At 63.6% G+C, this 14,030-nt stretch carries 10 protein-coding genes and 1 pseudogene; 7 read left to right on the top strand and 4 right to left on the bottom strand.

The genetic code is table 11. The features are described 5' to 3' along the window. Positions 1-109 precede the first annotated feature (109 nt). The 4 genes from ABD833_RS13860 to ABD833_RS13875 all read right to left on the bottom strand — a co-directional run bounded on the left by ABD833_RS13860 (position 110) and on the right by ABD833_RS13875 (position 4,486). Complete coding sequence (locus ABD833_RS13860; RefSeq protein WP_345073776.1) at positions 110-1,270, bottom strand: lysophospholipid acyltransferase family protein; 1,161 nt, start codon at positions 1,268-1,270, stop codon at positions 110-112. A gap of 177 nt (positions 1,271-1,447) precedes the next feature. Beyond that, on the bottom strand, positions 1,448-2,761 hold the full coding sequence (locus ABD833_RS13865; protein ID WP_345073777.1) for a retropepsin-like aspartic protease: 1,314 nt from the start codon (positions 2,759-2,761) through the stop codon (positions 1,448-1,450). Between the two features lie 33 nt (positions 2,762-2,794). Beyond that, the gene (locus ABD833_RS13870) at positions 2,795-3,865 is read right to left on the bottom strand and encodes an o-succinylbenzoate synthase (protein WP_345073778.1); all 1,071 of its coding nucleotides are present in this window, start codon (positions 3,863-3,865) and stop codon (positions 2,795-2,797) included. A gap of 333 nt (positions 3,866-4,198) precedes the next feature. Continuing rightward, positions 4,199-4,486: a KGG domain-containing protein gene (locus ABD833_RS13875; protein ID WP_345073780.1), complete on the bottom strand. Its 288-nt coding sequence runs from the start codon at positions 4,484-4,486 to the stop codon at positions 4,199-4,201. A gap of 303 nt (positions 4,487-4,789) precedes the next feature. On the opposite strand from ABD833_RS13875, the gene egtB reads away from it, so the two are divergent. From egtB to ABD833_RS13910, 7 genes and pseudogenes are all read left to right on the top strand, one after another. Continuing rightward, positions 4,790-6,115, top strand: a complete 1,326-nt coding sequence (gene egtB / locus ABD833_RS13880; RefSeq protein WP_345073781.1) for an ergothioneine biosynthesis protein EgtB — start codon at positions 4,790-4,792, stop codon at positions 6,113-6,115. Between the two features lie 93 nt (positions 6,116-6,208). Beyond that, positions 6,209-7,264 carry an L-histidine N(alpha)-methyltransferase gene (gene egtD / locus ABD833_RS13885; RefSeq protein ID WP_345073782.1) on the top strand — a complete coding sequence of 352 codons (1,056 nt, stop codon included), beginning with the start codon at positions 6,209-6,211 and terminating at the stop codon, positions 7,262-7,264. A gap of 18 nt (positions 7,265-7,282) precedes the next feature. Further along, entirely contained in the window at positions 7,283-8,389 is a 1,107-nt protein-coding gene (locus tag ABD833_RS13890) for a pyridoxal phosphate-dependent aminotransferase (protein ID WP_345073784.1), read from the top strand. Between the two features lie 485 nt (positions 8,390-8,874). Further along, entirely contained in the window at positions 8,875-9,081 is a 207-nt protein-coding gene (locus ABD833_RS13895) for a hypothetical protein (RefSeq protein ID WP_345073785.1), read from the top strand. A 168-nt stretch (positions 9,082-9,249) separates the two neighbouring features. Next, positions 9,250-9,576 (top strand): annotated as a pseudogene (locus ABD833_RS13900) (transposase); the annotation flags it as partial. 566 nt (positions 9,577-10,142) lie between these two features. After that, entirely contained in the window at positions 10,143-13,253 is a 3,111-nt protein-coding gene (locus tag ABD833_RS13905; protein WP_345073787.1) for a T9SS type A sorting domain-containing protein, read from the top strand. 85 nt (positions 13,254-13,338) lie between these two features. After that, positions 13,339-13,530, top strand: a complete 192-nt coding sequence (locus ABD833_RS13910; RefSeq protein WP_345073789.1) for a PID-CTERM protein-sorting domain-containing protein — start codon at positions 13,339-13,341, stop codon at positions 13,528-13,530. Positions 13,531-14,030: the final 500 nt, after the last annotated feature.

Raw genomic sequence — 14,030 nt, forward strand, 5'->3', positions numbered from 1 at the left:
AAAGACCACACGGGCAGAAAAACCGGCACAATAATCAGGTATTGCCTTGTACTAGCTCACACCAAACAAGTTGCACTGCGCTGGCTGGGCGAATAATTCCTAACCACTGCTAATGAGCGTTTTTACCGAGTTGATGGCCCTTGTAGCCGCGAATAGCAATGGGAATCCAGCCCAGTAGCGGGATAAAAAAGCTGAGCGTGAAGGGGTGGCGCCAGATCATGCGCAGCCAGGCCCCGGGACTGGTCAGCTCCAGGTTGATGCTTTGGGGGTCCCGGGAATATTGCTGCTCGAACTCGGTGAACAGCGCGGGCCAGGCGAAGGGCAGGAAAAACGGGAAGTAGCGCCAGTTCTGGCGGATGCGCTGCCACATTTCCTTCCAGCGGTACGGGTGCCGGCCATGAGTGCGTACGGCGGCGTCCATTTCGGTCTGCATACGCTGGCGCACCTGGTTGGAAAGCTCCTCGTATTCGGCGCGGCTCAGCTCGTCGTGGGCTTTGTCGGTCAGCTCGTAGGGCCTGATGCGGTTGCCCAGCACGAAGGTGAGCTTGGCCGGGTAGGCCATGTAGAAAAACCAGGGCTGCAGCAGCACCATCAGCACGATGGGGCCGAAGGGAATAAAGGGAATGCCGATTTTCTTGCTCAGGTTGTTGAGCCAGTCCCAGCTGTAGGCGTAGGGGTTGAGGTATTCGCCGTTGATGGTGTAGAAGGGCACGATATCGGTGCGGTGCTGAATGCCGAGCCGCACAATGCTGGTGGCCAGGCGCTGGAGCCGGTACTTGCGGTTGAACCCCTTGCCGATGCCCGGCACGCCTTCCGGGTACAGCATCAGGTTGTGGTCGTTGTAGTACATCATGGTCTCGAAGTTAAGCGTGGTGGCATCCACGCAGCCGCAGCGCTTCCAGAAGTCCTTAATCAGAAACGGGTTCATCAGCGCCGACTGCGAGAGCATGGGCGCCGAGAGCGGCCGGGGCAGGTCGCGCAGGTCGGGCAGCTTGCGCCACAGGTGCGACAGCGCCACCATGGCATCCCAGGGAAAGGCCATGCCCGAGTGATTGGACGCAAAAATCAGGGGGCGGTCGGGGTTGTTGCGCTGCGGGTAGTCGTCGAAGCCCACCAGCTCGGAGCGGAACCAGACCCGGTCGAGCAGTTGCAGCACGTGCTTATCCAGCTGCCAGACGAACTCCTCGTCGAAGTAATCGGAGTAGATGTGCTGGTTGGCCCGGACTTCGGGGGGTGGAACGGGCAGCGCAGATAAAGGGGCCGTGGGCATCAGATGGACAGGGCGCGGATAGTGGAAACAGGCCGGAGGTGGGCTTCTAATGTAGGGAAATTTTAAGCTCCCGGTTAAGCCCAAACCCTTTGCGCGGCGATTCTAACAACGACTTCCGGGTTAGCTCACCAGCGGGCCGGCCCCCTCTTTCGAGCCACTCCGGGCATTGGCCCGGCGCTATATCTGTCGTTTGAGCTGCATTTTAGCCGTATACAGTTCCCCGCCGCTCCTGCGTACGACCAGCAGAATCTGACGGCCATCATAGGAATGAAAAATCCGGCTCATCTGGCTCAGCGTGAAAATGGTGCTGGGAATCAGATTGATGTTGATAATCTCGTCGTCGGAGCGCAACCCCGCCAGGTCGGCCGGAGAGCCCGGCTGGACCTGCATAATGATGTAGCGGCGGTAATCAGGCCCCGTGGCCAGCACTTCAAAACCACACATGTCGTGTTCAAACGGCTCCGGAAACTTCGCGTTAGGCCGCAGCAGCAAACAATTATGGGGGTAGTCAATAATCAGGTCAAACCGCTTGAGCAGCTCGAAGCCAATGTTGCCGTTGCGGGGCACATCCGTCCGCAAAGCCACATTATCGGCATCGGGAAAGGACGTCAGCAGATTAGTGAGCCGGTAGCGGCCCAGCTGCAGGGCCGCTACCCGGCCCAGGTACCCATTGATAAAGCCATTCAGCCCCCGCCCAAGCTGCGTGCGTAACCGGAGCGCCGGTAGCAGCAGACGCGGATCCGAGCTGGTTTCGACGGACAAGGCGTGTCCGGCGCCCGTATCCAGAATCAGCTTGAGGGGTAGGATCAGCGAATCGCTCAGCGAAACGGGCGTGGTGATGTAGGCTTTGCTGCCTTCCAGCTCCAGGGGCAGGCGGGCCCAGCGGCGGCCGCGGGGCGCCCGGTAGTGGACCGGATCGGCAAAGATGATCGAGGATTCAACCGGGTTCACGGACACCACGAAGCTGCGGAACAAATCATAGCCCAGAATACCGTGAATCGGCGTTCCGATGTAGCCCGACAGATTCAACACATCTTCGGATAAGACCAGAAACGAGATGTGCGCCCCAACGACGCCCGGCATTTCCACGCGCACACTATCGGTCTGGAAAGCCTCCAGGGCCGCCTCATTGCCGGCCCCCATCACCCGAAAGCGCTGCTTGTAGCGCAGGTTCAGCTCGCCCCCCAACAGCGGATCGGTAATAAGCGAGGTGGCGACGCCGGTATCGAGCAGAAATTTATAGGGCCCTTTCCCGTTCAGCGTAACGGCTACCACGATGAGGTTACGATGGAACTCAAAGGAGCTTTTCACCCGGCGGCCCCGGTGCTCCGCCAGCTGAAAGGGCAGCATCTGGGCCCAGCCGGGTAGGGCCGACAGCCATACCAGCAGTACCACCAGGCCGGGGGAACATCGGCCACGAGCCAGCAAGAAGAGGTTCAACAACCGGGTGGGCAGCATAGCGAGCAGGGCGGGGAAGGGGAAGATAGACAAAATTCTATTTCACCCGGGGGCCCGGGCGGCTAATCAGCCGAAAGTATCCCAGCTGCCCTGCGGCTCATAATACAGAGCCCCCCGGCGGATATGCAAAGGGGCCTCCACGTTGTTGTGGTACAGTTGTCCCGTACCCAGCCCCTGGGGTAAGTCGGGCCGGGCGTAGCTGCCCGCGAACTGGCTGATGGCATTCAAGGCCACATTCGATTCCAGGGCCGACGTCAGCCACCACCGCACGGAATGCTGCTCCGCCGTGGTGAGCCAGGCGTGCGCGGCCTGCAGCCCGCCGATCAGGGTAGGCTTCAGGATAATGTACGCCGGTTTAAGCTGTTCCAGCAGCGCTACCTGCTGGTCCGGGGCCGTTATGCCGATGAGTTCTTCATCCAGGGCAATAGGAACGGGCGAGGCCCGGCAGAGGGCGGCCATTTGACTCCACTGGCCCGCGGCAATAGGCTGCTCAATAGAATGCAGACTGAACGCGGCCAGCTGTTCCAGCCTGGGCAGCGCTTCGGCCGCGCTGAAAGCGCCGTTGGCATCCACCCGCAGCGTAAGCTCCGAGGGCCCGGCCACGGCCCGGATTTCGGCCAGCAGACGCAGCTCCGTGGCGAAGTCGAGGCCCCCGATTTTGAGTTTGAGGCAGCTATAGCCCTCCGTCAGCTTCTTCCGGATTTGCTCCCGCATGAAGGCCGCGTCGCCCATCCAGACCAGGCCGTTGATGGCTATTCCCGCTTCCCCCCGGCTGAAAGCATTATCATAAATCAGATGCTCCCGGGCATTTTGCCAGCTGAAGGCCGCGGTTTCTACGCCAAAGCGGAGAGCGGGCCACTCAACTCCGACCAGCTCCCCCACCTGCGCGGGCAGCAGCTCGGATAAACCCCGGCGGTTGAAGTCGGCGCAGAGCCGCATTACCTGCGCTTCGAAGTCTGAATCAAAATCAGGACTTAGCCCGGCCAGTGGGGCGGCTTCACCCAGCCCCCGCCGCCCCGGCTGCCGGGGGTCAGTGAGATGCAGATAATAGGCGACGTGCTCCGTCAGCGCGCCCCGCGAGGTGCGGGCCGGAAAGTTGAAGCGCAGGGTGCGCCGGGACCAGGTGAGCTGCAGCATGGGGAAGGATCCGGATGAGCCGGCAAATAACGCAGAAACCGGAGCACGACTTCGGTTTCTGCGTTATTTGCCGGCTCATCCCCCCGCCCTAGAGCGTGTGGACACTTAACGAAAAAGGCGGTCATGCTGAGCTTGTCGAAGCATCTCTACCGCTTTTTTGCGGCAAAACGTTCGGTAGAGATGCTTCGACAAGCTCAGCATGACTGTTTCGATGGCTTCAAAGGCCCTTTTAGCTAAGTGTCCCCCCGCTCTAAAGCAGCGCGGCCTCCCTACATGGTACGGAGGCCGCGCTGCTTTAGAGCGGGGGGGCTACAACGGTAGCGCGAGTGACTGCTAGCGCGCCGCCCGGGCCGGTGAGCCTGGGCTGGGGCGGCTGGCCTGACCACCCTTGCGGCCCGCGGCCCGGGCTTCTTCGGAAGTGAACCGATGCCCCCGGCCACTTTCGTGGGAGGCGCGGCCACCTTCGCTGGCAATCCGCCGCTGCTCGGCGGGATCCATGGCGGCGAAGCCGCGCACGCTTTTTCCGTTGGGGGTGGTGGCTTTGCCGGAACCGTTTACGTGGTTCGCTTTAGCCGGCTGGCTGACCCCAGTGGTTTTCGGGGGGTGGTGGTTGGTAAGCATAGTTTGCAGGGTTACGGAGAACAGATCGGAAACTTTCCTACCGCTTTGAACCAAAGGGCAGTATATAAGGATAGTAATAAGTCCGCCGGAAACCGCTTCTATGGCTTTAAATACCAATTTTTACGGATATCCTCTACGTAGTCAACCCCTGGGTTTGCGTAAAGTACTTAGGCCTGTGGGGGTAGTCTCCGAACCGGCGTACCCTGGTCAGAATGTTCCCCGGTAACACCCGCCGGCCGCCGGCAGGTAAAACCCATTCGGCATTTTTCCAGTTACCTTCCTACCTTCTTTTTTTTCTCCCTTATGCTGACTTCGCAACTGCTGCCACCCCTCGAAGCCATTCCGAAGTTCACGGCCCTGCGCCAGCGCTATCAGGCCGTGCGCGACCAGACGGCAGACCTCTGCCGCCCCTTGCTGCCGGAGGATACCGTGGTGCAGCCCATCATCGATGTGAGCCCGCCCAAATGGCACCTGGCGCACACCACCTGGTTTTTTGAGACGTTTATTCTAAAGGACCATCAGGCGGACTATCAGGTTTTTCACCCGGATTACGCCTTTCTGTTCAATTCCTACTACAACTCGCTGGGCAGCCGCGTCAACCGGGCCGACCGGGGCACGCTTTCCCGCCCGCCGCTGAACGACGTGTATGCCTACCGCGCCTACGTGGATGAGCGCATCGTGCACCTGCTCGACACCCTGGGCGCCACTGGATCTGAGGTTCCGGCTGCGTTTGCCGGGCTGTTTGAGCTGGGGCTGCAGCACGAGCAGCAGCATCAGGAGCTGCTCGCTGCGGACATCAAGTATATTCTGAGCACCAGTCCGCTGGCCCCCGCCTATCTGCCCGCACCCGCGCCCGCACCCGCCCCGGCCGGGTCCGGCCCGGCGCTGCCGCCCGCGACCTGGCTGCCCATCGCCGGCGGCAATTACCGCATCGGCTACGAAGGGCCGGGATTTTGCTTCGACAACGAGCAGGCTCCGCACGAGGTGTACGTGGCCGACTTCAGCTTACAAAACCGCCTGGTGACCAATGCCGACTACCTGCAGTTTATGGAGGCCGGGGGCTACCGGGATTTCCGCTACTGGCTGGGCGAAGGCTGGGAGCTGGCGCAACAAGCACAGTGGATAGCTCCGTTGTATTGGATGCAGCACGCCGGGGCCTGGTACCGCTTCACCCACCACGGCCTGCAACCGCTGAACCTGGCGGCTCCCGTCACCCACGTCAGCTTTTACGAGGCCGATGCCTACGCGCACTGGGCCGGGGCCCGCCTGCCGACCGAGCAGGAATGGGAAATTGCCGCCCGTCGTTTCCGCCCGGCCGTAGCGGCGGGCACCTTCCTGGAAAGCCGGGCCTTCGACCCCCAACCGCTGGCCCCGGGTGCCGACCCGGCGCAGTGCCATCAGCTGCTGGGCGACGTGTGGGAGTGGACGTATTCGGCCTATCACCCCTACCCGGGCTACCAGCGCGCGGCCGGGGCCCTCGGCGAGTACAACGGGAAATTTATGCTGAACCAGCTGGTGCTGCGCGGCGGCTCCTGCGCCACTCCGGCCAGCCACATCCGGCCTACTTACCGCAACTTCTTCCACGCCGACAAGCGCTGGCAGTTTACGGGCATCCGGCTGGCCCGCTAGGGCAAACCGCCCCACCGGGCTGCCGTCCGTCACCTTGCCCGCTGCCCGGCCTGGCCGGGCGCCCTCTCCCCAAACCGTTCTATCCCCTTCGCTATGCCTTCTTTGTCTTCTTTTGCTTCGCCCACGGATGCCGGCATAGCTGAAATCAACGCCGATTTCAACCCCGACGCCCACCCGGCTCAAACGGCCAGCCCCACGTCGGCCTTAGCCCGCCACGTGGCGGAGGGCCTGAGCCGGCCGCAGAAAACGTTGTCGTCGATGTACTTCTACGATGATGAGGGCAGCCGGCTGTTCCAGCAGATTATGGCCCTGCCCGAATACTACCCGACGCGCACCGAATTTGATTTGCTCACCATCCATCAGGCCGCCATTGCGGCGGCCTTACGCCCGGAAACGGCTGATGAGCCCTTTTACCTGCTGGAGCTGGGGGCTGGGGATGGGTTAAAAACCAAGATTCTGCTGCGGGAGCTGCTGGCCGCCGGGGCCAACTTCACCTACGTGCCGGTGGATATTTCGATGGCGGCGGTAGAAGGCCTTTCCGCCAGCCTGCGCCGGGAGCTGCCCACGCTGCGGGTAGAGGGTCTGGTGGCCGAATACACCCGGGCCCTGACGATGATGGCGGCCCGCCCGGGCCGGAAGGCGGTGCTGTTTCTGGGCTCCAACATCGGCAACTTCCTGCCCGCCGACCGGCTCGACTTTCTGCGGGCCTTAGCCCAGCCCCTGTCTGCCGACGACCGGCTGCTCATTGGCTTCGACCTGCAGAAAGATCCGCGGCAGATCCGGGCAGCTTACGACGACAGCCAGGGCGTGACGGCGGCGTTTAACCTGAACCTGCTGCGCCGCCTGAACCGGGAGCTGGGTACCGACTTCGACCTGGCGCACTGGCAGCACTACACCGATTATGACCCCCTGGCCGGAGCCGTGCGCTCCTTCCTGGTAAGCAGCCGCCCGCAAACCGTGACGGTAGCAGCCCTGGGACAGAAAGTTAATTTTGCGGCCTGGGAAACCATTCACACCGAGAACTCCTACAAATTCACCCGGCCGCTCATCAGCACAATGGCCGCCGAGGCCGGGTTGCGCGTGCAGACGATTTTCACGGATGCGCAGGACTATTTCGCCGACGTGGTGCTGAGCCCGCGGGAGCGGTAGCGGCCCGCTGTTTTCCCTATGGAGCCCTCGTTCCCCACCTGCATCAGCCTGGCTTCCGGCTACGGTGATTTTCCGACCCCGGCCGTGGCCCTGGCGCGGGCAGCGCGGGCCCTTGCCGGGCAGCTGCCGCTGAGCCCGATTCAGGGGTTGCCGGAGCTGCGCGATGCCCTGGCCGCCCGCTTCCGGAGGCAGGGCGCCACGGTAGCAGCGGAGCAGGTGGTGGTAACGCCGGGCGCCAAGCCGGCCCTGTTTGCCGTGCTGAAGGCCCTGCTCCGCCCCGGCGACGAAGTACTGCTGCCCACCCCCAACTGGTTTGGCTTCGCGGGCCTGGTAGAACAAGCCGGGGGCAGCCTTCGCACCCTGCCCCTCGCTGCCACCGACAACTATGCCTTAACGCCGGCCCTGCTCCGGGCGGCCCTCACCCCTGCCACCCGCGTGCTGCTGCTGAGCAACCCCAATAACCCCACCGGCCGCGTGTACCACCGGGCCGAGCTGGACGCGCTCCTGGCCGTGACGCGCGGGTTTCCGCAGCTGCGGATAGTTTCGGACGAGATTTACGACCATATCAGCTTCGGACCGGTGCCGGTACCGTCGTTGCTGGAGTGGCCCGACCCGCTGGAGCAGCATATCGTAATCAATGGCTTTTCGAAGTCGCTGGCGCTGGTGGGCTGGGGAGTGGGCTATCTGCTGGCGCCGCTTTCCCTGGCCGAGGCCTGCGCGGCGTGGCAGTTCACCACCTCGGCGGCCGTACCGGTGCCCAACCAGCTGGCCGCTCTGGCCGCCACTGAAAATGCCGCCGACATCACGGCCACCCTGCGGACCCGCCTGGCTCCGGCCCGCGCATTGCTGCTGCAAGCCCTGACGAACCTGCCGCAGGTAAGCTGCCCCGTGCCGGAAGGAACGTACTACGCCTTCCCTGATTTCACGGCCTACCTGGACCCCACCTTACCAGTGGCGCAGGCCTCCGCTCGTCTTTTTACCCAGTTGCGGCAGGCAGGGGTCGATCTGGTCGATGGGGCTACCTGCGGAGCCCCGGGCTTCGCCCGGATTTCCTGCGCCGTGCCGGAGCCTCTGCTCCGGGAAGCCTTACGGCGGTTGGCGGCGGCAATCAGCAGTTATCAATGAGCAGTTATCAATGAGCAATTATCAATGAGCAATTATCAATGAGCAATTATCAATGAGCAGTTATCAATGAGCAATTATCAATGAGCAATTATCAATGAGGAATTATAGCGGTTTCGCGAACGATGTGGCTGCCGGTCCGGCGGCTGCCAGCCGTCGGGCCGGTCGTCGTTGGCCCGGGACGTTCAACGTCCGCTCCCGGCGACCAATCCAGAGCAGCGGACACGGGGTATCCTGTTCATGAAACTGCTATATCAATGAGCAATTATAGCGGTTTCGCGAACCGTATAGACCAGCTAGTGGGGCCTACGCAAGGAACCCTATACAACCCTATTGCCTTGATTTACGCACCCGGGTGGCGGCCGCCTGCCACCAGCCCGGAGCCCGCCAGGCCGCCGTCGCCGAGCGTTTCGGAGTGAGCGCGGGCTTTATCAAAAAACTGCTGCGCCACGAGCGCGAAACCGGCTCGCTGGCTCCCAAACCGGCCAGTGGGGGGGCGGGCGCGCTACCTGGATACGGCGGCCCAGGCGTGGCTGGTAGCCTATGGGGGCCAGCAGGCTGATGTCACCCTGGCTGAGTTGAACCAGGCCTGGCAGGCCCAGGGCGGGCGGCCCATCGGCCAGACCTGTCTCTGGCGGGTGCTGGACGAGCACGACCTGCGGCGAAAAAAAAAGTTGTCCCGCCAGCGAGCATGATACGCCCCGCGTCGTCGCCCTGCGCCACGATTTTGTCGAAACAGTCGCCCAGCACTATGATACGCGCCGGTTTCACTTTCTGGACGAAACCGGCTTGCGCCTGGATGCGGGCCGCCGCTACGCCCGCGCCGTGGGGGGGCAGCGGGTGGGGCAAGCCGTCCCGCTCAAGCGGGGGGCTCGCTCACGCTCATTGGGCTGCTCTCGTGCCAGGGACCGGAAGCCGGGCAACTCTTCGAGGGCGCGCTCAACTACCCGCGCTTTGCCCTGTATGCGGGCTATTGTCTGGCTCTTGTTCTGCGGCCGGGCGATGTGCTGGTGCTCGACAACCTGCCCGTGCACAAAATAGGGGGCCTACGGGAGCGGTTGGCCGATCGGGGCGTACAGGTGCCATTTTTGCCACCCTACTCGCCCGATTTTACCCCGGTTGAGCAGGCCTGGAGCAAGCTCAAAACGGCCTTGCGCACGGCCCGGGCCCGCAGCCGGCAAGCCCTGTAAGAAGCGGTGCAGGCTGCCGTGGACTGGATTACCAGTACCGCTGCCCAGCACTGGTTTAATCACTGTGGCTACTGCGTCCAGATAGCCTGAAAAAGGATAAACGGTTCACGGAACCACTGTAAGGTAAACCAGGAGGCTGTTGATCGCCAATGCCCCACCCTTTTTGATGCTTTCCTCGTTGGCCAACGTAGCCACTGGCGGGTACGCGCTACGCCTGCCCACGGCGGCTGGCACCGTGACCATGCCCCTGGTGGTGCAGTAACCCGGAAGCAATTCAAACCGAAAGAGCCCCGGCCGCTTGCCCGGCCCGGGCTCTTTTGGCGTCTACCGCAATTAGGGTAGGGCGTAGGGTAGGACGTAGGGTAGTCGGCTCGGAACTTTGGTAGTGGCTAATAACGGCCCTGCCTGTCGTTGAGTGGCCCTAAAAGGCAGGCTTCTGATACCCAGTAAAGAACCAGGGAACAGGATTTTACCCTGCCACCTGTTTCTGACTGCTTATCTGGTAATGAGCAAGTGTTTCACCCACGGTTACCGCTTTGTTAGGGCGGCCGATTTTCGCATTCCCTATGAAAAAACCTTACCCTTCCGCGCCTATCGGCGGCTCTTGGTATGCCGTGGGGCTGCTGGCGCTGCTGCTGGGCCTGGCTGCCCCCGGTCGGGCCCAGGTGTTTTACCTCACGGCGGGCAGCGGCGGCAGCAATCCCGGCGGCACCACCACCAGCGACGACGCCTTGACGCGCATCGACTACGACGGCAACAACCCCGTGGTCATCGCCTCGGCCATCACCGGCTCGCCTTTCCTGCTGGCGCTCGACGGCGACGCTACCCGTGCCTTCATCTACGAGTCGGTGCCCGCTAACCGCTCCATCAAGGTGCTGAACATGAGCACCGGCGCCCTCATTCGCTCCTTCGCGGTGAACGGCGCCGTGACGGCCATCCGCTACGACGCGGCGGCTGACTACCTCTACTACCTCACCGCGGGCCCCGACGACGCGGTGGTGGAAGCCGCCGACGCGCTGAGCCGCGTGCGTGCCGACGGCACCGGCACCCAGGTGCTCAAGCCGTCGCTGGCCGCGGCCCCGCAGCTGCTGGCGCTGAACGTGGGCGGCGGAGAGCTGTATTTCTACGACGACGCCCCCGGCGCGCGGGTCATCAACGCCCTGGACTTTTCGAGCTATGCCCCGACGCGCACCACGGCCGTGACGGAGCGGGTGACGGGGCTGGAGTACGACCGGGGCTCGAACTTCATTTACTACCTCACGTCCGGCGTGTCGAACGCCCAGAACGCGGCCGACGCCCTCCGCCGCTTTCGGCCCGACGGCAGCGGCGCCGCCGTGGTGGCCTCGTCCGTTACCAACTCGCCGCGGCACCTGGGGCTGGATGCGGGCAACAACCGGGCATTTATTTACGAAGGGCAGACCGTAAGCCGGGGCATTCGGGTGATAAGCCTGACCAGCGGGGCGCAAATCGGCAACTACCCCGTTGGCAACGACATCACGGCCCTGGCCACGCCCACGGTGGCCACCGTGGTGACGGCCGCCGCCAGCGCCCTCACCTCGACTTCGGCTACCCTCGGCGGCACCGTGACGCAAACCGGCGGCGCGGGCGTCACCGAGCGCGGCGTGGTGTACAGCGCCACCAACGCGGTGCCGGCCATTGGCAGCGCCGCGCAGCTGGTGCTGGGCAGCGGCACGGGCAGCTTTTCGGCCACCGCGTCGGGGCTCACGCTTTCCACCACTTACTACGTGCGGGCCTACGCCATCAGCACGGCCGGTACGGCCTACAGCAGCGTGGTGACATTCACCACCACCGGCCCCGTGGCCATCTGGAACGGCAGCGTGAGCACCGACTGGTTCGACGCCAATAACTGGACCGGGGGCGTGCCCACCCCGACGCTCGATGCCCGGATTCCGGCCGGGGCCCCGCGCTACCCGCTGCTCACGACCGGCGTACCCACGGCCAAAACCCTGACCCTGGACGCCGACGGCCAACTGAACCAGAGTGGCGCCACGCTCGATTTGAAAGGCGCCTTCGTCACCAATGGTGCCTACACCGCTACCGGCGGCACGGTGGCGCTGAGCGGACCGGCCCCACAGGCCGTGGGTGGCGCCCGCGAGGCCCGCTTCTGGAACCTGAGCGTGGGCGCCGCCGGAGCCGTGCTGAGCGGGCCGGCCGCCCTGCAGCGGGTGCTGACCCTGGGGGCTAACCTGAGCACCAACGGTAATGCTTGCACGCTGCTCTCCGGGCCGGGCGGCACGGCGCTGGTGGTAAACAGCAACGGGGTAGTAAACGGCGACGCCATCGTGCAGCGCTACCTCGACCCCAGCCTGAACCCGGGCCTGGGCTACCGCCACTACAGCGCGCCGGTACAGAGTACGACGGTAGCCGACCTGGCTACCTCGGGCTTCTCGCCGGTCGTAAATCCGGACTACAACACGCTGGGCAACACGGTTAACCCATTCCCCACGGTGTTTGGCTTCGAGGAGACGCGCATTACGAACACCAGCGCGGCCACCCAGGGCTTCGACTACGGCTTCTTCTCGCCTACCAGCCTGGGCTTGACGCTGGCCCGCGGCCGTGGCTACACGGTCAATATCAACGCCAGCGAGAAAGTGGCCCTGCAAGGGACGCTCAACACGGGCACCATACCGGTTGGCTCACTCACCCGCGGCCCCGAGGCCAACTCGGGCTGGCATCTGCTGGGCAACCCCTACCCGGCTCCGTTGGCCTGGAATCAAGTCCGCCTAAGTCTGCCTACCGGCGTGATTGACGCTGTTTACGTCTACAAGTCCAACGGCATCTACGACGGCACCTACCAGTTCTACCAGAATGGCTTCGGCACCTTGCCTGACGGCCTGATCGGCTCGATGCAGGGCTTTTTTCTCCGCGTGTCGCAGAATGTACCTGCGTTCAGCTTCCTCAATAGCTGGCGCGCGACGAGCTACCAGAACCCGAGCTTTAACCGCACCACGGCCGAAACCCGGCCCGTTGTGCAGCTGGATCTGGTCTCGGCCCAGGGCACGCACGAGCCCACTTACGTGTACTTCGAGCCAGGCGCTACGGCGGGCCTCGACGACCACTACGATGCCGCCAAGCTGCTCAACACCACCGGCCTGAACCTGGCCTCGGGGGCGGCCGGCACCCAGCTGGCTGTCAATGGCCTGCCGCTGGTCCATGCCGCCACCATTGTGCCGCTGACCGTCGGTGTTCCGACGACGGGCACCTATTCCTTCCAGACGGCTTCACTGCTGAACCTGGCCACCACGGCCGTATCCCTGCACGACGCGCTGACCGGCCAGCAGATCAACCTGCGCCAGCAGCCGAGCTACTCCTTCTCGGCCAGCAACGCGGCGCTGATCACGGGGCGCTTCACGCTGCACTTTGGCCCACTGCGGCCCACGGCCACCACAAACGGCTTCACGGCCGCCAGCGTGAGCCTGTATCCCAACCCGGCGCACAGAAGCTTTACGCTGCTGGTACCCGCCGTTGGTGGCACTTCGCAAGCGCAGGTGACGCTGCACAACGTGCTCGGGCAGGCCGTGCGCACCACTACGCTGGCGCTGCCCGCGGCGGGCGCCCAGACGAGGGTAGACGTACGGAACCTGCCCGGGGGCGTGTATGTGCTGCGCGTCACGGCGGGAGCGGCTACCATCACCAAACGGGTCGTGGTTGACTAACACCCCGACCGGTACCGGCCTGGCGGCCTTGTGCAGCCAGGCCCGGTAGCCCCGGTTTCTTTTCTGCTTCTTTTCCTTCCTTCTGATGAAACAGTTTCTTACCCCAGTTTTAGTCGTTGGGCTGCTACTGCTCGCCAGCGCGACCACCCAAGCCCAGGGCCCGGGCAGTGGCGGCCCCCGGCCCGGGGCAACCGCTGTGCCCATCGATGGCGGCGCCAGCCTGCTGCTGGCCGCCGGGGCGGCCTACGGCCTGCGCCGGCTGCGCACCACCAAGTAGGTTCCGGGCCCCGGCGCGGCCGCCGGCCCCAACTCCGTTCATATTCCTTTCCCCCAAAGCCTCTGGGGAAGTACCCTTGTCCTTACCCAAATCTTGAGCGGGCTTGCCCGGATGTACTTCACGCCGGGTCCCGCAGGGGGAAAGCGCGGTATCTCGCCGGGCCAATCAGCAAAACCACGACGGAACCCGGTGCTTTCCCCCTGCGGGACCCGGCGTGCAGGACTTACGCAAACCCCTATTCACCAAGCCCCGGAGGGACGGCCTGTCGGTAGCAACTGCCTGAAATAAAAGAATGGAGTACCAGAGGGGCGGCACTTGCCAGAACGGCAGCCGGATGCCGTCCCTCGGGGGCTGGCAAACTGCGCAGGGGCGTAAGTCCTATGCGTGAAAGCTGGGGTGGTCTGGTTAAGTACGTAGTGGGCCATATTTATTTAGAAGCTGTTTGAGTTAGTTTTGTTGGATGCAAGCAGCCTCCATTTCAGCCGTTCGGAAACGGTATA

It is taken from the genome of Hymenobacter fastidiosus (genome assembly GCF_039539565.1).
Taxonomy (GTDB): Bacteria; Bacteroidota; Bacteroidia; order Cytophagales; family Hymenobacteraceae; genus Hymenobacter; species Hymenobacter fastidiosus.

Excerpts from the sequence above, each read along its gene's own strand:
- ABD833_RS13860 (WP_345073776.1), bottom strand. The coding sequence starts at position 1,270 with ATGCCCACGGCCCCTTTATCTGCGCTGCCCGTTCCACCCCCCGAAGTC.
- egtD (WP_345073782.1), top strand. The coding sequence starts at position 6,209 with ATGCCTTCTTTGTCTTCTTTTGCTTCGCCCACGGATGCCGGCATAGCT.
- ABD833_RS13890 (WP_345073784.1), top strand. The coding sequence starts at position 7,283 with ATGGAGCCCTCGTTCCCCACCTGCATCAGCCTGGCTTCCGGCTACGGT.
- ABD833_RS13875 (WP_345073780.1), bottom strand. The coding sequence starts at position 4,486 with ATGCTTACCAACCACCACCCCCCGAAAACCACTGGGGTCAGCCAGCCG.
- ABD833_RS13870 (WP_345073778.1), bottom strand. The coding sequence starts at position 3,865 with ATGCTGCAGCTCACCTGGTCCCGGCGCACCCTGCGCTTCAACTTTCCG.
- egtB (WP_345073781.1), top strand. The coding sequence starts at position 4,790 with ATGCTGACTTCGCAACTGCTGCCACCCCTCGAAGCCATTCCGAAGTTC.
- ABD833_RS13910 (WP_345073789.1), top strand. The coding sequence starts at position 13,339 with ATGAAACAGTTTCTTACCCCAGTTTTAGTCGTTGGGCTGCTACTGCTC.
- ABD833_RS13905 (WP_345073787.1), top strand. The coding sequence starts at position 10,143 with ATGAAAAAACCTTACCCTTCCGCGCCTATCGGCGGCTCTTGGTATGCC.